The organism is Lentibacillus saliphilus (assembly GCF_019093865.1).
Taxonomy (GTDB): Bacteria; Bacillota; Bacilli; order Bacillales; family Amphibacillaceae; genus Lentibacillus_B; species Lentibacillus_B saliphilus.
Genome location: NZ_JABJXD010000002.1, coordinates 391,975 through 412,080, shown reverse-complemented (window position 1 = coordinate 412,080; position 20,106 = coordinate 391,975). Strand labels below are relative to the sequence as shown.

Annotated in this window: 18 protein-coding genes; 1 reads left to right on the top strand and 17 read right to left on the bottom strand. The window is 35.4% G+C overall.

The features are described from left to right. Positions 1 to 3 precede the first annotated feature (3 nt). Genes HPC67_RS06120 through HPC67_RS06100 form a run of 5 tightly spaced genes read right to left on the bottom strand, consistent with a single transcriptional unit; the run spans position 4 to position 4,593 of the window. Complete coding sequence (locus tag HPC67_RS06120) at positions 4 to 918, bottom strand: carbohydrate ABC transporter permease (protein WP_217586571.1); 915 nt, start codon at positions 916 to 918, stop codon at positions 4 to 6. 59 nt (positions 919 to 977) lie between these two features. Next, positions 978 to 2,276 carry an extracellular solute-binding protein gene (locus HPC67_RS06115; RefSeq protein ID WP_217586570.1) on the bottom strand — a complete coding sequence of 433 codons (1,299 nt, stop codon included), beginning with the start codon at positions 2,274 to 2,276 and terminating at the stop codon, positions 978 to 980. 20 nt (positions 2,277 to 2,296) lie between these two features. Then, entirely contained in the window at positions 2,297 to 2,980 is a 684-nt protein-coding gene (bshB2, locus tag HPC67_RS06110; protein ID WP_217586569.1) for a bacillithiol biosynthesis deacetylase BshB2, read from the bottom strand. Between the two features lie 24 nt (positions 2,981 to 3,004). Next, positions 3,005 to 3,364, bottom strand: a complete 360-nt coding sequence (locus HPC67_RS06105; RefSeq protein WP_217586568.1) for a DUF1806 family protein — start codon at positions 3,362 to 3,364, stop codon at positions 3,005 to 3,007. Between the two features lie 26 nt (positions 3,365 to 3,390). Next, complete coding sequence (locus tag HPC67_RS06100; protein WP_217586567.1) at positions 3,391 to 4,593, bottom strand: ROK family transcriptional regulator; 1,203 nt, start codon at positions 4,591 to 4,593, stop codon at positions 3,391 to 3,393. 421 nt (positions 4,594 to 5,014) lie between these two features. Between HPC67_RS06100 and HPC67_RS06095 the strand changes: the two genes are divergently transcribed. Continuing rightward, positions 5,015 to 6,295 carry a nucleotide sugar dehydrogenase gene (locus HPC67_RS06095; protein WP_217586566.1) on the top strand — a complete coding sequence of 427 codons (1,281 nt, stop codon included), beginning with the start codon at positions 5,015 to 5,017 and terminating at the stop codon, positions 6,293 to 6,295. A gap of 55 nt (positions 6,296 to 6,350) precedes the next feature. Here the strand turns inward: HPC67_RS06095 and HPC67_RS06090 are convergent, their stop codons facing one another. From HPC67_RS06090 to HPC67_RS06035, 12 genes are all read right to left on the bottom strand, one after another. Next, a complete protein-coding gene (locus HPC67_RS06090) occupies positions 6,351 to 7,496 on the bottom strand; it encodes a DegT/DnrJ/EryC1/StrS family aminotransferase (protein WP_217586565.1) in 1,146 nt (381 codons plus the stop codon). A gap of 81 nt (positions 7,497 to 7,577) precedes the next feature. Beyond that, on the bottom strand, positions 7,578 to 8,198 hold the full coding sequence (locus HPC67_RS06085) for an acetyltransferase (protein ID WP_217586564.1): 621 nt from the start codon (positions 8,196 to 8,198) through the stop codon (positions 7,578 to 7,580). Then, positions 8,191 to 8,820: a sugar transferase gene (locus tag HPC67_RS06080; protein ID WP_217586563.1), complete on the bottom strand. Its 630-nt coding sequence runs from the start codon at positions 8,818 to 8,820 to the stop codon at positions 8,191 to 8,193. The genes HPC67_RS06085 and HPC67_RS06080 overlap by 8 nt, the downstream gene beginning before the upstream one ends. Then, positions 8,795 to 9,985, bottom strand: a complete 1,191-nt coding sequence (locus tag HPC67_RS06075; protein ID WP_217586562.1) for a glycosyltransferase family 4 protein — start codon at positions 9,983 to 9,985, stop codon at positions 8,795 to 8,797. The genes HPC67_RS06080 and HPC67_RS06075 overlap by 26 nt, the downstream gene beginning before the upstream one ends. Positions 9,986 to 9,987: 2 nt before the next feature. Continuing rightward, positions 9,988 to 11,268: a nucleotide sugar dehydrogenase gene (locus tag HPC67_RS06070; protein ID WP_343327818.1), complete on the bottom strand. Its 1,281-nt coding sequence runs from the start codon at positions 11,266 to 11,268 to the stop codon at positions 9,988 to 9,990. Continuing rightward, positions 11,268 to 12,287, bottom strand: a complete 1,020-nt coding sequence (locus HPC67_RS06065; protein WP_281417500.1) for an NAD-dependent epimerase — start codon at positions 12,285 to 12,287, stop codon at positions 11,268 to 11,270. Before HPC67_RS06065 ends, HPC67_RS06070 begins: the two co-directional genes overlap by 1 nt. A 448-nt stretch (positions 12,288 to 12,735) precedes the next feature. Next, a complete protein-coding gene (locus HPC67_RS06060; RefSeq protein ID WP_217586559.1) occupies positions 12,736 to 14,148 on the bottom strand; it encodes a hypothetical protein in 1,413 nt (470 codons plus the stop codon). Between the two features lie 126 nt (positions 14,149 to 14,274). Beyond that, positions 14,275 to 15,444, bottom strand: a complete 1,170-nt coding sequence (locus HPC67_RS15940; protein ID WP_217586558.1) for a glycosyltransferase — start codon at positions 15,442 to 15,444, stop codon at positions 14,275 to 14,277. 2 nt (positions 15,445 to 15,446) lie between these two features. Beyond that, positions 15,447 to 16,013 carry an acyltransferase gene (locus HPC67_RS06050; RefSeq protein ID WP_246569743.1) on the bottom strand — a complete coding sequence of 189 codons (567 nt, stop codon included), beginning with the start codon at positions 16,011 to 16,013 and terminating at the stop codon, positions 15,447 to 15,449. Positions 16,014 to 16,393: 380 nt separating this feature from the next. Further along, positions 16,394 to 16,927 (bottom strand): acyltransferase, encoded by a 534-nt coding sequence (locus HPC67_RS06045; protein ID WP_217586557.1) that lies wholly within the window; start codon positions 16,925 to 16,927, stop codon positions 16,394 to 16,396. Beyond that, complete coding sequence (locus tag HPC67_RS06040) at positions 16,917 to 18,155, bottom strand: oligosaccharide flippase family protein (protein ID WP_217586556.1); 1,239 nt, start codon at positions 18,153 to 18,155, stop codon at positions 16,917 to 16,919. The genes HPC67_RS06045 and HPC67_RS06040 overlap by 11 nt, the downstream gene beginning before the upstream one ends. A gap of 109 nt (positions 18,156 to 18,264) precedes the next feature. Beyond that, entirely contained in the window at positions 18,265 to 20,094 is a 1,830-nt protein-coding gene (locus HPC67_RS06035) for a polysaccharide biosynthesis protein (RefSeq protein ID WP_217586555.1), read from the bottom strand. Positions 20,095 to 20,106: the final 12 nt, after the last annotated feature.

Below are 20,106 nucleotides of genomic sequence, written 5' to 3'. Positions count from 1 at the left end.
CTCCTACAGTTTGTAGCTCTTATTCAGAACTCTGAATTGAATTAATGTCACAATTAAAATTAAAATAAATAAGAACACCGTACTCGCTGCCGCAAAGTGAAGATTGTAGTCTCGAAAGCCTTGATTGTACATGTACACGACAACGCTTGACGTACTATGTAAAGGCCCCCCTAGTCCTCCACCGGTTGCACCACCTGTTAAGTTTGCAATTTGTGTAAAGGTTTGTAACGTCTGTATTACGCCAATGATGGCTAAAAACACGATCGTCGGATTTAACAATGGAAATGTGACCATCCAAAACCGCTTCCACCTTCCAGCACCGTCGATCTCAGCAGCTTCATATAACTGTCTCGGTATCACTTGAAGACCCGCTGTGAAAATTAACATACAAAAGCCCATCATCTGCCATATGATGACAATACTTACAGAAATGAGTGCTGTATCTGGATGTGTTAACCACCCTTGCACAGGTAGATTTAACCAATCAAGAACTTTATTTAGTAACCCAGTATTTGGTTCATAAATCAGTCGCCATACCCAGCTTATTGCTACGATTGACGTCATATAAGGTAAGAAAAAAACGATTCTATAAAACCACTTAAAACGATTGACCCGTTCTATTCCAAGTGCAATTAACAATCCTAGAAGCATTTGTAATGGGACTACAATTACAACATATAGAATTGTATTTTTAACAGATATCCAAAATACTTCATCTTGCAGGAGCATTTTGTAATGATCAAGTGTAAACACAGATGAACCTTCATGTGTAAAAGACATTGATAATGCTTGAATTGCCGGCACAATTCTTACCCCTAAATAAAATAAAACAGGAATAAACAAGAAGGCATAAGCAATCAGCATTCTTCTCGTTCGCAATGTCATCATTTGATCCAATGTTTTACGATTATTATTCATCTGCACCCTCCTTTGAACGGACATCCACCCAAGCTCGGATGGATGCCCTTCTTATTATGTTACTTAGAGACCTCATCAAAGTACTCATCACGTACTTGTTGAAGTTCTTTCACCATTTCATCAAAGGCTTCATCAATTGCCTTGCCGTTTAATCTAATTTCATTGACTTTATTCGTAATAATTTCTCTCTCTTTATCTTCTTTAACAAAGAATGTTGCGTGAGCATGTTCAAGGCCTCTTACAAAAGCGCCATATACTGGATCTTCCTTGATTGACTTTTCAGCAACAACTTCTTTAGCAGCTGGAAGTTCTCCTACATTTTCCATCCACGACTTTTGGACATCAGCTTGAATCAGGTATTCAAGAAATTTCTCACTCGCTTCAAGTTTTTCACCTTCAACACCTGAAGCAATGGCGTTTGTCCAATATGACGCATAGTTTGATTCAAGGCCACCTTCTTCAAGCACCGGCAATGTTGTTACACCCCATTCAAAATCAGCCCCACTTTGGACATCGCCGATTCTAAATGAACCGTCTACAATCATCCCGGCTTTACCCGATATGAACGCTTCGTTATAACTATTCCCGAAGTCAGGATCACCAATTTTATGTTTTTGATTCATGTTCACCCAGTATTCGAACGCGTCATATCCTTCTGGTTTTGAATTAAATTGTACTTTCGTTCCATCTTCACTATACGGCTCTACACCAAACTGTCGAAGCATGACCTGCTGAAACATATGAAGCCCCTGGCCAGCGACGTTCCAACCGTAGCCTTCCTGTTCATACCTGCCATCATCATTGAGCTTAGTCATCTTTTTCCCATATTCAATGACGTCATCCCATGTTTTAGGCGGTTGCTCTGGATCAAGCCCTGCTTCTTCAAACATATCTTTATTCCAAAATAGTGCAAGCGATCGAACAGCAATGGGAAGCGTATAGTATTTCCCATCAACTTTATTTGGTTCTACAAAATCAACATAATAATCTCTAATTTCTTGTTCGGTCATGAATTCTTCACGTATCGGCTGGATATATTCTCTGTTAACATACTCTGGAACCCAACCGAAATAGATATTGAAGACATCAGGGCCTTTTCCTGCTTTTTTCGCAGCAAATATTTTTTGTTGATATTGATCATATGGATAATCCTGTGCAATGACTTCAATATCTGGATTTTCATCTTCAAAGTCCTTAATAATCTTTTCAATCTCTTCAACCTTTGAAGGATACGTATACTGCCAGTAGGTGATTGTTGTTTTATCAGGATCACCTTGTGTATCATTTGCCCCACCACATGCTGTGAGCACTAACATACTTGCTAAAACCCCCATTAATAGCCACTTGACTCTTTTCATGTGAAATCTCCCCTTTTAATTTATTGCGTCATATGCGACACATTGTACACCCAGTAACGCTCTGTTCGGAACGGGTCTAAAATCTGATTCTTTAGCTCAGGTGTTTCTTTTATCCGATTTTCTAGAGGTATCGTTATTAGCTCTGACTGTGATCTATGCGCTCTCATAGCATCCATTTTTCTGTCCAATACATCTGATACATCTATGACTTTATGAGGCAATCCTAGCTTTTCTTCTCTATCACTCGTAATCGCTGCGCCGTATATTTTTGGCCTTGAATCAGTAGGCAGCTTAGACACAGCAAGCGCTGCTGCTTTTGATAATGCGTCATGATCTGGATGTACACCATGTTCAGGGTAAAATGTATACAAGACATCTGGCCTAACATCTTGTATGACATCCAAAATTCGATCAGCTAAATATTGTGTACAGCGAAATTGTAGTGTCTTGTCCTGCATATTCCACAAAATTAAGCGATCGATACCAATCTGAGCAGCAGCATCTCTAAGTTCTTCTTCTCTAACCTTGGGCAGGGTCTCACGATTTGCAAAAAACGGATTTCCCATCCTTCTACCCATCTGTCCCATAGTTGCACAAACGAGCGTGACCTTATCCCCCTTGTCAGCATGCTTAATCAGTGTACCTGCAGTGCCGAATGTTTCATCATCTGGATGTGGAAAAACGGCTAATACAGACAAACTCATTTGTCATCCCCCCTTTTTTAGAAGCTATGCACCACAATTAAAAGGCTTTTCACTTAATTGCAATCCGATTTTAAGATTGCCTTCTTTATCGTGACCTGCAAGTAATAATTGCCCTTCTTCAGTTACTTCCCAATCCGTGAGCCCTTCAGTGTAAACCCAACCATTGTCTATTTTTAATCCAACCGAATACCAAGCTTCATTTTTCACGATTTTACCTTCAGAAAAATTAATAAGTCCATTTCGTATATAAGCACAAGCGGGTAAAGTATCTGGATCCTGGACTCTTACATACGAACCCGTTGATGTTTCCATGTGCAAATATATATCTTTACCAATATATTTATTAATTTCCTGTTGTATACTTCTCGTATCAATCGGCAGCATGCTTCCCACTCCTTCAGCTACAATTACTATTTTAAAACGCTTTCATTTTCCTCTAAAAATAACGTGACTGCACCTAAGACACCAATTTGATCCCCCAGCTTCGCAATCGCAATATCCGTTTGGAACGGGGTATATATATTCACCTTTTCTATAAGCCTATCTAAAAACCAATCACCACTTTTTGATAGACCTCCCCCTATTAATACAATTTCTGGATTAAGAATTGAAGCAATATTTATGATTGCAACACTCAGATCACTAATAAACTCATTAATGACTTCTGTTGCTAAAGCATCTCCTTCTTTTGCATAATCAAAAATCTCTTTGGCTGTGAACGCATGCTTGTTTTGAAGAGGATGTGCAGAAACACCATTAACGTTTTCTTGCATTCTTGTAACAAGCGCTGGACCACCTACTTGACTATCTAAAAACCCATAGCCTCTAAATGGTTTGGCATAGTCTGTTTCCGCTTTATTTTTGTCAGTAATGATAAAACCGGCTTCTCCAGCACCCCAGTTTGAACCCCTATATAATTTACCGTTTAGTAAAATCCCACAGCCAATACCAGTTCCTATTGAAAGCAACACGACATTTTCTTTATTTTGTGCACGCCCCAGCCATTGTTCTCCTAAAACGCTTACATTTACGTCGTTATCAATGTGAACATCCCAACCAAATATGACTTCCGCTTCGGCCTTCAGAGGATAGTTTATCCAGTTAAGTGAAGGTGCATCAATCACCATCCCCGTTTCAGCATTCACAATTCCAGGTACACCGACACCCATACCTAAGACTTTTTCTGGACCGATCTCTGCATTTTTCAATATAAGGAAAACGGTATCTTGAATTTTCTTCAAAAGGCTTTGATTAACGTAATCCTGGGTATTAAAAACGCACTGTTCTATAAGATGACCACTCAAGTCGCAAACAGCTACTTCTACATTTGAGCCACCTATGTCGACACCAATTACAAATCCTGCCTGTTCGTTAAAAATAAGACGTATAGGCTTACGGCCAACTTTCAAATGCTGGACGTCTTTATCTTCTTCCTTTACCCACCCCTCATCAATTAATTCTTCGACTAACGCAGATACAGTCGGTTTACTTAGATTAAGCATAGTTGATATCGTTGAGCGATAAATTAATGGATTAGATCTTATACAATCGAGAATTAAACGTTTATTCCTTTCTTTAATTCCCACCTTTGTTTTTTCTAAAAAATTCTCCATATGCAATCCCCATTATTTTTGTTTTGTATTAGTTAGTTAGAATTACTAACAATTTATCATAGCAATATTTAGATGTCAATGAATAAAAAGAAAAATTAGAAAAGTGATCATGTAGATAATATTTAAAACGACTTTTTGAAAGTTAGTCAATGCGTTTCCTGAAATAACAGATTCGTTTCTCAAAGCTGTTAATCTGTTTTTGTTATTCTACAAACCCCGGAACCGTGTGATGAAGATCATAAATATTCTTTTTAACCTGGCTGCGCAAAAAATTACCACTTGATAAAGGGCAACACACTTCATATGTGAATGCATTCACATAATCGTCACTATTAATCTCAATGTACTACTATCATCTTTGATAAAATGAAGATTGGTAGATGTTGTAAGTATTATTAATTTAAAGACGAGGTGGATTTTTATGGACAGAAAGATTGCAATCGTTGGACTTGGTTATGTTGGACTCCCTGAGGCTGTTGCTTTTGCGGAAAAGCAACACGTATTGGGATTTGATATAAGCGAGAGACGCATTAACACCCTGAAACAAGGTATCGATTTTACGAACGAAGTTACTCCCGAAGACCTTGTAAAAGCTGACATCGAATATACAACTAATCCAGAACGCATGAAAGATTATGATTTTATCATTTGTGCAGTTCCGACACCTATTAATGAGAGCAAACAACCTGATCTATCTCCAGTGATCAGTGCTTCTGAAACAATTGGTAAGCATATGTCCAAGGGATCTATCGTTGTTTTTGAATCGACTGTATTTCCTGGAGCAACCGAAGACATCTGTGTTCCAGTTCTTGAAGAACAATCTGGTATGGTATGTGGCAAGGACTTCTTTGTTGGTTACTCGCCTGAACGTATCAACCCTGGTGATAAAGAAAATACATTCAAAACAATTACTAAAATTGTAGCAGGTCAAAATGAAGAAATTCTTAACATCGTAGCAGACGTTTATGCAAGTGTTGTAACAGGTGGTATTTTTAAAGCGAGTTCAATTAAGGTCGCCGAAGCTGCCAAAGTTATCGAAAACACACAACGCGATGTGAACATTGCTCTAATGAATGAGCTTTCAATGATATTTGACATTCTCGACATTGATACGAATGAAGTCATTGAAGCAGCTAGCTCGAAATGGAATTTCCTTAAATTTAGACCTGGTCTAGTTGGTGGTCATTGCATAGGTGTTGACCCATATTATCTTACATACAAAGCTCAGAGCATCGGTTATCATCCAGAAGTTATATTATCAGGTAGAAGAATTAATGACAACATGGGTGAATTCATTGCAAGTTCACTTGTCAAACAAATGATTAAGCAAAATATGCAGATACAAGGATCCACAGTGGTGGTACTTGGGTTAACATTTAAAGAAAATATACCTGACATCAGAAATTCAAAAGTTATTGATGTTATACGTGAACTTGAAGAATTTGGCGTTAACGTTGTTGTAACAGATCCGTATGCAGATAAAGAGGAAGCTAAACAAGTTTACGATGTTGACCTTAAAAACTTAGATGAATTAGAAGCAGCTGATGCCATCGTTTTAGCTGTCCAGCATGAACCTTATGTCTCAGGGGGATGGGATTTAATTAGTTCCCTATTAAAAGACAAAAAAGGTGCTGTTGCTGATGTGAAAGGGATATTAGATCATGTAACGCGTCCGGATCAGATTGGACTTTGGAGATTATAACATAAAACAGACTGTCCCTTTGACCTTTTTGGACTTGGGACAGTCTTTACGTTTTTCATACTAACTTTTCCATTATAATATCTATTACTCGATTCTGTTCTTCTATTGTCATATTCGAACCACTCGGCAAGCACAGTCCACATTTAAATAGCATGTCAGAAACACTATTTTCTTCTTCATGGGGATAATACAATACACCTTCAAATAAAGGTTGTAGATGCATAGGTTTCCATACTGGACGTGCTTCTATATTTTCCTTTGCCAACGCTTCAATGATTTCATACCTTGACACACCCGTAACATCAGGATCAACTGTCAATGCTGTCAGCCACCGGTTCGACATACTATTCTCTAATTCTGGTTGAAACTCTATACCTGGAATATTACTAAAAGCTGTAAAATAACGTTGATACACTGCTCTTCGCTGTTGGACACGTTCATCCAGAATTTCGAGTTGTCCACGCCCGATACCGGCGACAATGTTACTCATTCGATAATTGTATCCTAATTCACTGTGCTGATAATGAACCGCTGGATCACGTGCTTGAGTAGAAAGGAATCTTGCCTTTTGTAGCGCTACTTCATCATTAGCTACTAAAGCTCCTCCACCAGATGTTGTAATAATTTTATTACCGTTGAATGAAAACACGCCAAACTCGCCAAAGGTTCCACTCTTTCTACCATTATATGTACTGCCCAACGACTCTGCTGCATCTTCAACAACTGGCACTTCATATTCATCACAAACGGCCAATAATTCATCCATTTTGGCACTTTGACCATATAAATTCACGATAATAACTGCTTTTGGTAGTTTACCTTTAGATTTAGCGTCTTTAAAAGCCTTTCTCAACGCTATAGGTGACATATTCCATGTATCCATTTCAGAGTCAATTAAAATAGGAGTTGCGCCTTGATAGAGTATTGGATTAACGCTAGCAACAAAAGTTAGAGAAGAACAAAAAACCGTATCCCCTTGTTCTACCCCGAGTATTCTTAATGCTAAATGAATTGCAGCTGTTCCAGATGTGACAACTGCAGCCCCTTTGGTATTATTATACTCAGCTAATTCCTGCTCAAAACCATCCACATTATTTCCGAGAGGTGCTATCCAATTCATTTCAAAAGCTTCTTGTATGTATTTTTGTTCGTTTCCACTCATATGTGGGGATGAAAGGAAAATTCGACTATTGTTAGGCATTGATGTATCAACTCATTTCTACAAAAATCTAGACTTTATTAATGATACGCTTAAATAAAATACCTTTTCTCTCTCTAAAAACTAATTAATTTTTTTAGCAGGCACCCCTACGACTGTTATAGCGTCAGAAACATCTTTTACAACTACTGCCCCTGCGCCTACAACACTCCACTGTCCTAGAGTGGTTTCCGGAATCACTGTAGCCCCTGCTCCAATATGAGTACCTTTTCCCACCCTTACTGAACCTGACAATGTAGCATGTGGCGATATATGAGCATAGTCTTCTATGATATTATCATGTTCAACAATCGCTCCTGAATTAATAATACAATGCTTTCCAATCGTTGAATCGGCATTGATAATCACATTAGGCATAATAACTGTACCAGATCCAATCTTTGATTTGTGACTAACAACAGCACTTGGGTGAATTAATGTAATATATTGATCATCTTTAATAGGTAATCTTTTATAAATTTGTTCTCGAATTATATTATTTCCAATAGCTATACAAAAGGAAAAATCGTTAACATCTAGCATATTCACAAAATTAATTGGAGCATAAATAACCCCATTTATTTCATATTCGTGTTTATATGCATCATCAACAATCGCATATAGCTTCATATCTGGATGTAACATAATAATATCTTGTATAACTTTGCTGTGACCTCCACCACCGATTAAAACAACTTTATTCATTCCCAGAAACCTTCTTAGTTGGGGTATCGGTACCTCTAAATTTCTCCATAGTGGCTTGTCCTTCCTGACTAATTCCTTCAGATTTAAATACTTTTAGAACTGTCCACAATAAAATTTTTATATCCAGTACAAAAGATTGATTATCTACGTACCATACATCTAATTTGAATTTTTCTTCCCAACTAATTGCATTACGACCGTTAATTTGTGCCCATCCAGTAATACCAGGCTTAACTTCATGACGCCGTGCCTGTTCTTTTGTGTATAGTGGTAAGTATTCCATTAGTAAGGGACGAGGCCCTACTAAACTGATATCTCCTCTTAAGACATTAAATAGTTGGGGCAACTCATCTAAGCTTAATCTTCTTATGAATTTTCCCGTTTTAGTTAACCTTTGTTCATCAGGTAAAAGCTCACCAGATTCATCACGTTCATCTGTCATTGTTCGAAATTTATACAAATAAAATGGTTTATCATTCAAACCAGGACGTTTTTGTTTAAAAATAATAGGTGATCCTAGTTTTGTTTTTACTAAGATAGAAGTTATTAAAATTATAGGAGAAGCGACAATCAAGATAAGAAATGATACTGTAAAATCAAAAATCCTTTTCACATTTGTCACCTACCTGTGTATACCTATTAGTTAGTTGGTCAAACAGCTTCATCTGCTTTGTTAAAACCTTTTCCTCATTGAATTTTTCCAAAGCAAATACTCTTGATTCTTTTGCCATTTCCTTTATCTCAACCTGATTTCGCAACATCTGTTCCATAGCACTCTTTAATTCTTCTATTGATCTTCTATTGACTAGATAACCATTCACACCGCTTATCACTTGTTCTCTACACCCTCTTATATTTGTAGCTATAATGGCATTTTCCATAGCCATCGCTTCTATAATTGATCTAGGTAAGCCTTCACGATAAGATGGTAAAACAAATACGTCAGATATTGAAAGCAAATTTTTTATATCATCCCTATAGCCCAAAAAATGAACATTATCCTGATTCATTAAAGCTTTTATCTCATGTATAGACGATGTATCTCTTTCACTTTCAGGTAAATCACCAATCATAAGTAATTTTGCATTGGGATGCTCTTTAGTTAGCAGTTTAAAAGAACGCAGTAATTCAAGAACACCTTTTTCTTCTACCATTCTACCAATAAAAGTAAAAACTACATTTGATTCCTTAATACCTAACTGCCCTTTTAGCTGATTACACTCTTTTTCAATTATTAGATCGGGATTGAATTTGTTTAGTACATCAACCCCATTACTTAAATGAATAATCCTATCCTTTTTTAAAAACCTGTCTTCTATTGCCAGCCTGTAGTCTTCTTCACTTTGTAATAATAACCAGTCTGTCAAAAATTTAGCAGCGTATTTTTCAATCATATAGTAAAACTTATATTGTTTCTCTGACATATCTTCATGAAAGTAAAATCCATGAGCTGTATATACAACATGCTTAGCTCTTGCTAGTTTCGCTGCAACTCTTCCTAACAAAGCAGCTATCGGTGTATGAACATGAACGATATCAAACTGTTCTCTTTTCATCAATTTATATAAGGCTACTATTGACTTAATGTTTGATATTGGACTAATAGACCGTTTTATATGGATATTGTGGAGGTTTGAAACGTCGGGACTTAACTTATTAAATAAACCTGTATCAGTGCATGCAACATGCGTTTCATAACCATTATTAGCAGACTCTTCTATTAATGGTTTTAACAATTTATCTACAGTAAAGTCGATTGCACAAATTTGTAATACTTTGGCCTTCATTTTTAAAGTCTCCGTAAACAAATACCTTCTGGACATTCGTCCTTAGGCAATTTACTTTTTATATCATAGACAATTCCTTTACCATGTTTCAGCAAATGATCAAACATGTCCCATCCTTGAACTAAATACTTTTCATGTGGCACTGCAAAAACAACTGCATCTGCTGGCTTTAATTGTTTAAATGATATTAGATTTACACCATACTCTTTATTAGCTTGCTCACCATCTGCATATGCATCAGTAATCTGAACATTGATATCAAAGTCTTCAAGCTCCTGAACAATATCTATAACTCTTGTATTACGCAAATCAGGAACATTTTCTTTAAAAGTAAAACCTAGTACTGTTACAGTAGATCCTTGGATTGGCATATTTTTCTTAATCATTTGTTTCACCAACGTAGTTGCTACGAACTTACCAACATCATCATTGGTTTTCCTACCTGCTAAAATGACTTCGGGATGATGTCCAACCTTTTGTGCCTTATGTGTTAAGTAATAAGGATCTACACCTATGCAATGACCACCTACTAAACCGGGGGTGAAATTAAGGAAATTCCATTTTGTTCCAGCTGCAGCTAAAACTTCAGAGGTGTCAATATTCAGCTTCTCAAATATTTCAGCGAGCTCGTTCATTAGGGCAATATTAATATCACGCTGAGTGTTTTCAATCACTTTTGCTGCTTCAGCAACTTTTATTGAACTCGCTTTATGAATTCCAGCTTCCACAACACTACCATAGACTTCAGCTATACATTCTAAGATTTCCTCATTTTGACCTGATACGACCTTCTTAATCGTTGTAAATGTATGCTCTTTATCACCTGGATTAATACGTTCAGGTGAATATCCAACAAAGAAATCCTGACCACACGTCATTCCTGATGCTTTCTCTAACGCAGGTATACAATCTTCTTCAGTTGCCCCAGGGTATACGGTTGATTCATATATAACAATTGTGCCTTTTTTCATATGCTTGCCAATCATGTCAGATGCCTTGATTAATGGGGTCAAATCAGGCTGTTTATTTTCATTTATCGGTGTTGGGACAGCAACAATAATGAAATCAGTGTTTGATAAATCCGATGGATTAGCCGTGAATGTAATCGTTGCAGATTGTAAATCACTTGGTTCCACTTCTTTCGTAACATCTATCCCTTGTTTTAAACCGTTTATTCTATCTTGACTAATATCAAACCCAACAACATGTTGTTTTTTACCGAATGCTACAGCCACCGGTAGACCAACATACCCCAACCCTACTACTGCAATCTCTTTTTCTATCATTTTAACTCCACCTTATAATAGTCTAGGTACCAATCAATAAAATTATTTACACCATCTTGAATAGTTGTTTGCGGTTGAAAATCTATATCTCTAAACAAATCCTCTACGTTGGCATATGTTTCAGGCACATCTCCAGCTTGTAGAGGCAAGTAATTTTTCATTGCCTTTTTACCTAATTTGTTTTCAATTGCTTCAATAAATTCCATCAACCTTACTGGGCTATTATTTCCTATATTATAAACTTTGTATGGCGCATAGCTTGATCCTGGATCTGGATTAGTCCCTGACCAATTCAGATTTGGTTTCGCTGGCTTTTCAATTAATCGCGTGATACTCTCAACAATATCATCCACATATGTAAAATCACGCATCATTTTACCATGATTAAATACATCAATCGGCTCATCATTTACGATTGCTTTTGTAAACAGAAAAAGTGCCATATCTGGTCGCCCCCACGGTCCGTAGACAGTAAAGAATCTTAGGCCCGTAGTTGGTAAGCCATACAAATGGCTGTATGTATGAGCAAATAGTTCATTTGATTTTTTCGTTGCAGCATATAAACTAAGTGGGTGGTCGATATTATCACTTGTTGAAAAAGGCTTTGAAGTATTTGCGCCATATACTGAGCTTGAAGAGGCATAGATTAAATGTTTAACATTATGATGGCGACATGATTCTAATATGTTAGTAAACCCTACTACATTTGAATTGACATATACATGAGGATTTTCAAGACTATATCTAACTCCAGCTTGAGCTGCTAGATTAATAACAATATCTGGATTGTTTTCTTGAAAGACATGGTTGACCGTATCTAAATCTTCGAGATCCGTCTTTACGAATTTAAAATTTTTATGTTCTAAATTTTTTAATCTAGCTTCTTTTAATTTTGGATCATAGTAATCGTTAATGTTGTCTATTCCAATTACTTTATGACCTTCTTTTAATAACCTTTTTGATAGATGTGAGCCTATAAAGCCTGCCGCGCCTGTTATTAAAATTGTTTCTGACATCATATTCCTCCTATTTCTATATTAAGGTCTAGTATTAGTTTTAGATCTTATTATTAGTCATTTATAACAAATTATTTGAGTTAAAAATAATGTAAATATAACTAAAATAAAACAAATGTACTTTTGAACAAAACCTTTAATTCACTTTAATGAAATCACTTTAAGATACTGTTTCTTTAATTCAATAGGATATACCACAGAAAAGGTATTGAGTATTTCTAAAAACTATGACATCTCGCACGTCCGAAAATTTAAAAATTAGTGTGGATTACCGAGAAGCTGCATACTTAAAATCGTGAACAAGATTTACTTATTGTATTTAAATTCATTATTCTTTTCACTTGGGATTCCATCTAAATCTGACGACTCCATACATTTTTTATCTTTTAACTATTTAACAAATTTTTAATCATTTATTTTGAACAGATGATACAGATAAGAGATTCGGTTAAAGTTTTATAGAATTTTTAACTAACCTATTTAAATAGAATATAAATAAAAATAAAACTAAGTTCATACTTAAATCATTAATCATATTCATTGTATTCTGTCCCATAAAAAAACCTAGGCGAACAATGACAAGACTTAAAAAATAATATACTTCAAGATTATTAGTTATTTGGATCCTTTTATTTAAAAGATAGAAAAGGCCAATAAATAGCAATGAAAATATAGGAGCTAGAAAGAATCCAAAATAAAGGTTTCCTTGTCCTATCATTGGGAGTATTTGAGATCTTCTATCAATGTCTAGCCACATTCTCTTATTGTAGTATATGTTAGAATATTCAAAAGGTAAGTTTTTTACTAAAATATTTACTCCTATCATAGGCCTAAATATATCAAAAAAGAGCACGCTTGGATTATTAGCATCTGGGAAATATTGTTTCGTTTCTATAGCAATTGCTACATTATAGGGACCTCCAGTATAAACTTGAAGTGTATCAGTAAGGTCTTTTGTGAAATTTGTCCCCCCACTTATACTTGCATGCTCTCTAGCTGTTGTAACAACGCCAAGTATTAATATGATTAATGTTACACCTATTATTATGTATTTCCTTATATTTTTCCCATATAACTTGTGCAAAAGTAAAAAAGAAACAATAAATGAAATAAGAATGTCAGAACGATTGGTTCCATAATAGACACATATATTCAAAATGGCTACGAGAAAATTCACAAAAATAATAGTTTGACTTCTACTTTTTATATACTTACGAAATAATTTTTTTGACGCCATTATAAATAACAACTGTTTAGAGATAATAAAAAGATATACGATAAAGTTTTCAAGCAAGTTTAGCTCAACATCTGTTGCTTTTGGAATTACAAAGTTGATTGAATGTAACACGGAAGGATATAAAATAATGCCTCCTACTGCAAAAATGCTTGATAATATATAGACTATATCATTACCATTAGATGTTATATCTTGATTAAAAGATTCTTTATTAACACCTATTTTTTTGGTACTTGTTTTATCCATAACCCAGATAAAAAATGATATGACTAATAATTCATAATTCATTAGCAATATCGCTTTATAAAAAGAAAAACTCTCTGGCTCTATTGCGGATCTTCCACCATAGTAATTTGAAATAACGATAAATAATGGAAGTACGACGTACCGGATAAAACTAATACTTATAAGCACTAAAAAAAAGAGATTCCTCTTGTCACTTTGAACAAATTTACCTAATATAATTACATATAATAACCCAAAAATAATCGGTTGTGTAAAAAGCAATTCATATCCATTATAATCACCAAAAAAATATACTAATAGAGATACTAACATGCAGAGAAAGAATACTAAGATATAGCTAATTATATCTTTGTACTTTATATTAACTGTAGTAGACATTATATTCACTTCCTATTTGGTACACTTATAAGCACAATAATACCCGAACTTATTTATTTTTTTCAAAGTGATATTACTTCCCGAAATGTGTTTACCCACTAAAAAAACATTTAAATTGACTGTGTTTTATTTATTACCTATACTGTTCTTGAAATTACGGAGGAATTCATTTCTTTTTTTGTCTATATTACTTCTATAGTATTGCTTAGAATTAATATAATTTTTTTTAGCTTGATTAATCATATCTTCTTTATCAGAAATAACATTTAGTATCTTGTTAGCTAATGATTTATAATCACCTGGACGAATTAGCCGGTCTTTATCCAGGAGTTCTACTATTCCTCCTACTTCACTTGCTATAATAGGGCAACCTCTACTCATAGCCTCAATAATACTTCTACCTTGTGCTTCAGCAGAGCTTGGTTGCAATAATAAATCTAACGAATCCATCCAATTATAAACTTTGTTACCACTAGGGAGTGTTCCAATGAAATCAATACAATCCTCTAAAGAGTTATCAAATATTAATCTTGCCCACCTATTAGGGTCACCCTTACCTAAAAATTCTATTTTGAATGGGGGAAGTTCATCTTTAATTAAATTTATTGCTTTTATAACTGTTTCGTGTCCTTTATAATCCACATTTAATGAACCAACTAACCCTATTTTAATCTTTTCTCTTTGCGACATTATTTTCGCTGTTCTCATTTGAAGGACTTCTTCACTAACAGGGGTTATATTTACATTTGGACAAACTATCGATAACCCTTTTGAGGGATACCTTTTTTGAAGAAACTCCTTTGTAATATATATAGTATAATTAGATTTCGCTATTAAACGTTTGTTTGAAAAAAAAGAAAAAGGAGCCACAACTTTCCCCATTAATGAACCGTAATTTTTATTAGCATCCCAAGCGCAACCTACCACTTCAATTAGAAAAGATTTATTATATTTTTTAGCGAATTTTACCGCGATTGCACCAATTGAACTCGGAAGTCTGGCAATTAAACAATCACACTCCAAAACAGCTTGCTTAATTATTCCTTCGGCTTTTTTATAATTAACTATCGAATTTACTGATTTAAAATTAGGAACTTTGATGAAATTAGTATTTGGAATACTAGATAATGAAAGGTTATTATCAGGCTTATCAACAACCTCTTGTCTAGAAACAATTGATAAATCTTCAAATATTTCAGTATATCTTGAAAGTACTTCTCCTGACAATCCTCCATTACTATAATAAGCATCTCCAACTTTGTAAAATATGTGATCGTGTGCGAAAAGAGCTCTCACTTCTATCTCTCCTTAATTAGCTTTGCAGGAATTCCTCCGTATATCGAATTTTTAGGTACTTGTTTTTTTACAACTGCACCCGCAGCCAATATAGTTCCCTCATTAATTACTGACCCCGCAAGAATCCGACATCCTGAACCGATCCATACATTTGATTTTATGCATGTCTTTATTTTTTTTGTTCCTTGATCTTTAATGTTTATACTTTTATCTTCATATTTGTGCTCAGTAGACATTATAGTAGTGGCATGAGCAACTGATACATCACTCCCAATTTCTATTGTACCTGTTGCATCTATATAACAAAATGGATGAATACTAACATTGTCACCCAAACACAAGTTCTCAAGACCGAAAATATAAACATTTTGATGTATTGATACATTATCACCGCAATCCTTAGCGAGGCTTTTCAAGGAAATATATCTTAATAAGAGACCTTTTTTTCCTGATAGCATTCTTAAACTATCAAATATTTTGACCCTTATCCGGTAAGGGAGAATTGAAAAAACGATAACTAAAAAAGAAATAACTTTTTTATACCTGTTAAATTTTTCTCTGCCTCTCATTTTTCTACTCTCCAAACTATAACTTATTATAAATTTATCAACTAGTATCTTACTTTTGCAACTATCTTATAGAGCGAAAAAAGAAACAATATACTTCTAACTATTCTCTTTGAAAGTTATAATAGATTACCCATCAGTACTATGAAAAATCAAACCTAGTTTATAGCACATATTTTATTTTATTTGTAAGAATCACCTTTGTCTACTAATCCTAAAATTGAATACTTTAATTTATATTACTTAATAGAGGTCCAATCTGATTTTTTCTGATATTTTTTAAAAAAACCTCTTATCATGAAAAACTGTTCGCGCCATGTAGTTGTAGAGACTTTTTCAAATAAAACGCTCTCTTCCTGTAATACATGTTTGCAATTAGACTGTTAAAGCAAGTATTTGATGTTTTTCGCAGGTACACCACCGACGAATGTATAGTCTTGAACATCTTTAGTCACAGAAGAACACGCACCTATTATGCACCCCTTCCCTATTTCAACGCCTTTAGTAATCACACTATTACTAGCAACCCATGTACCGTCTCCGATTATAACTCTATCTATTTCAGTTTTTGTATTACTTATCTTACCATTGTCATAAGCATGTTTAGTAGTAGTCACTACTACCATTGGAGAAAGAATAACACCGGAACCAATCTTTAAACCTCCTGTCCCATTTATCCATACATTATGCGCTATATATACGTCATCACCAATTTCTATATTTCTTACCATGTTAATAGTTGCACCTCTAGCGAGTTGGAAATTTTTCCCACATTTTTTAAAAAAGGGTTTTACTAAATACCCTCTTATTCGGTTAGAAAGTCCTAGATTGGGGAGTAATGCCGTTATTAAAAGTACTAGATGTAATAATATATGATAGTATACACCGTTTTTAATTTTTATTATTTTATTCTTCATAAACTTCTCCTTTTTGTGCATATGAGTCTCTCAAGTGATTTATTCTCCTATTTACAAAAAACGCTCTCAGTATAACCTGCAATATATTTGTTACTATCAAGGTATAAGTTGCCCCGTAAACTCCATATGCCTTAATTAATTCATATCCAATTATTAAATTTATTAGTAGTATGACAAATGATATTTTAGGTTGAATACTTATATATCTCATAGCTATCAAAGCTACATCAAATATCCAACCTATAAATGCAAAAGTCATAGCTATGCTCATAAGTATTAAGATATCCGCATAGTTGGCATAATCAGAACCATAAACAAAGCCTAAAAAGAACTCACCGAATAGTAAAGAAAACGCAATTAATACACCGCCTAATCCTGTAGCAAATATATTTAATTTTAGAAAGACATCTAATCTAAATGATTTAAAATTTCTTTTTTTAATTTGTTTAGCTAAAAAAGGAATATACGCTTGAGATACGGCATTCATCATCAAGTTTCCAATCACCAAAATATAAGCTATAGCTGAAAAATAACCAAGCGTTTTTGGTGATTCAAAATGTTCTATAAGGTATCTTGGGTATGTAGTATTTAATGAAACAATTAACTGAACAAATCCTAATGGAACTCCTATAAGTAAAACTTGTTTTATATTATTGATTTCTATAGGTTTAGTGCTTATTATATACTTTTTATAAATACTTCGTTTTTCCACAAAATATAAAAACAAAGTTTGTAGTACTAGTTGAATAATCAAAGCAAAAATTAAGTTTTTAAGAGTTAACAGTGACAAGAAAAATCCTAACAATGTAATAACATGTTTAATAATCATTAATTTTCCAATATAATCCATATCTTCTTCTTTATGTGGCAAGGCATAATACATATCAGATTGTAAATCAAATATTTTATTTAATCCAACTAAGATTATAATTAAAAAATACTGAGGATAGATAACTAAAGCTATTACAACTAAAAAAATAAAAGCTATCGAGCTTAAAATACTTCTGGTATGCATGTAATTAGAAAATCCATATATGGTCTCGGTAATGTACAACGATCGTAATTTCATATTTGCAAAAAGAGTTATAGGGCTACCAATAGCAAAAGCAAGTGAATATGCACCTACATCTTCAGGAGTTAAAATTCTAGCAATTACAACTAATATAAACCATTTAGATAACGAAACTATTATATTCGCACCAAATATCCAACTTAAATTTCTTATCAATATCTTTTTCTCTCTTTCTACACTTTATTCTTTAAGTACTCCGGAATCAACAACTTTCAGTACCTAAATCAATCGATAGGAAACAAAAGACTCGTATTCACCCTTAACTCTATCGTCCTGAACCTGTAAGTTGCTTCTGCTCCATAAACACCATCCCTAACAATGTATCTTTCAACATCTCATTTGAAATATGTAGCATATTCTCAAGCATCTCCTCAATAATATGCAATTCCACCTCGACTGTGCGTCCTACATAAATCTTCTCATAAACAGCATCTGGATGGACTTCGTTTTCATTTAACAATTCTTCAAACATCTTTTCACCAGGACGTTTGCCGGTGAAGTGAATTTCAATGTCTTCTTCGCTATAACCTGAAAGGCGGATCAGGTTACGAGCAAGGTCGACGATTTTGACGGGCTCACCCATGTCAAGAACGAAGATTTCCCCACCTCTTGCTAAGGTACCAGCCTGGATAACGAGTCGCGACGCTTCTGGGATCGTCATAAAGTAACGGGTCATTTCGGGATCAGTAACGGTGACGGGACCGCCGCGTTCAATTTGCTTTTTGAACAGCGGAATGACGCTACCACGGCTACCGAGAACGTTACCGAAACGGACGGCGACGTATTTTGTTTGACTGCGTTTGCTTAAATCTTGAATGACCATTTCAGCGATCCGTTTCGTTGCGCCCATGACGTTCGTTGGATTAACAGCCTTATCCGTTGAGACGAGCACGAATGTGTTGACACCATTGGCATCCGCTGCTTCAGCGACATTTTTGGTGCCGATGACGTTGTTTTTCACCGCTTCGTGTGGGTTGTATTCCATAAGCGGGACGTGTTTGTGTGCCGCTGCATGATAAATAATCGTTGGTTGATGTGTATGGATGACCTCAAACATGCGATCTCTGTCTTGGACGTCCGCGATCACTGGAACAATGTCCGTTTCAGTATGGCCATATTGTTGCTTCAGCTCCATATCAATCGTATAAATACTGAATTCGCCGTGACCGACGAGGACGATTTTCCCTGGTGTGAAGCGCATCAGCTGTCGGCATAGCTCCGAGCCGATTGAACCACCAGCACCGGTGACCATAACGGTTTGCCCTGTGACGTATTCAGATATCGCATTAATATCAAGCTCAACGGGACGGCGGCCGAGTAAGTCTTCTACTTCAACGTTTTTCAAGTTGTTAACGGAGACGCGTCCGGTCATAAGATCCTCAATTTTAGGGATCATTTGTACGGTTGCTTTTGTTGCGTTGCACTTGGCAACGACTTCGGATAGCTCGCCATTTTGAAGTGACGGAATTGCGATAACGACGAGATCAATATTATGGTTTTCGACTACAGTTTGGATGTCTTTGATACGCCCGAGAACAGGGACACCGTATATCTCCATCCATTGCTTGCCTGTGTCGTCATCGACGAATGCGACAGGCAGCAATTCATTGTCATGGGTGTTTTTTAATTGTCTCACGATCATCGTTCCGGCTGAACCAGCGCCGACGATGAGGGTACGTTTTTTATCTTGGCTGGACACGATGTATCTGTCGCGGAATACACGCCAAACAAAGCGTGAGCCTCCAATGAAAATTATATGTAAGAGCCATGTAACGATGAGTGCACGGCGGTAAATGCTGAAGTCATTGACGAGAAACTGCACGACACCGGCGGATAATACTGTTAAAGAAACGGCTTTAACGATGGCAAGTAGCTCACCAACGCTCGCATATGCCCAAACCTTATTATACAATTTATATATAAGTGCAAAAATGTGATGAAATACGAGCAAAGCGACGGATGTGATGATGAGTACTGGGGTTGCAAAGCCAACAGGCATGCTTGGGTAGACGATCCATGAGGCGGCAAAGATGGCGCAGAGGACGATAAATGAGTCCAGAGCAGTAAGCATGAAAAGTCTCTTTCGGTATGTCATGGCTTTTGTCCT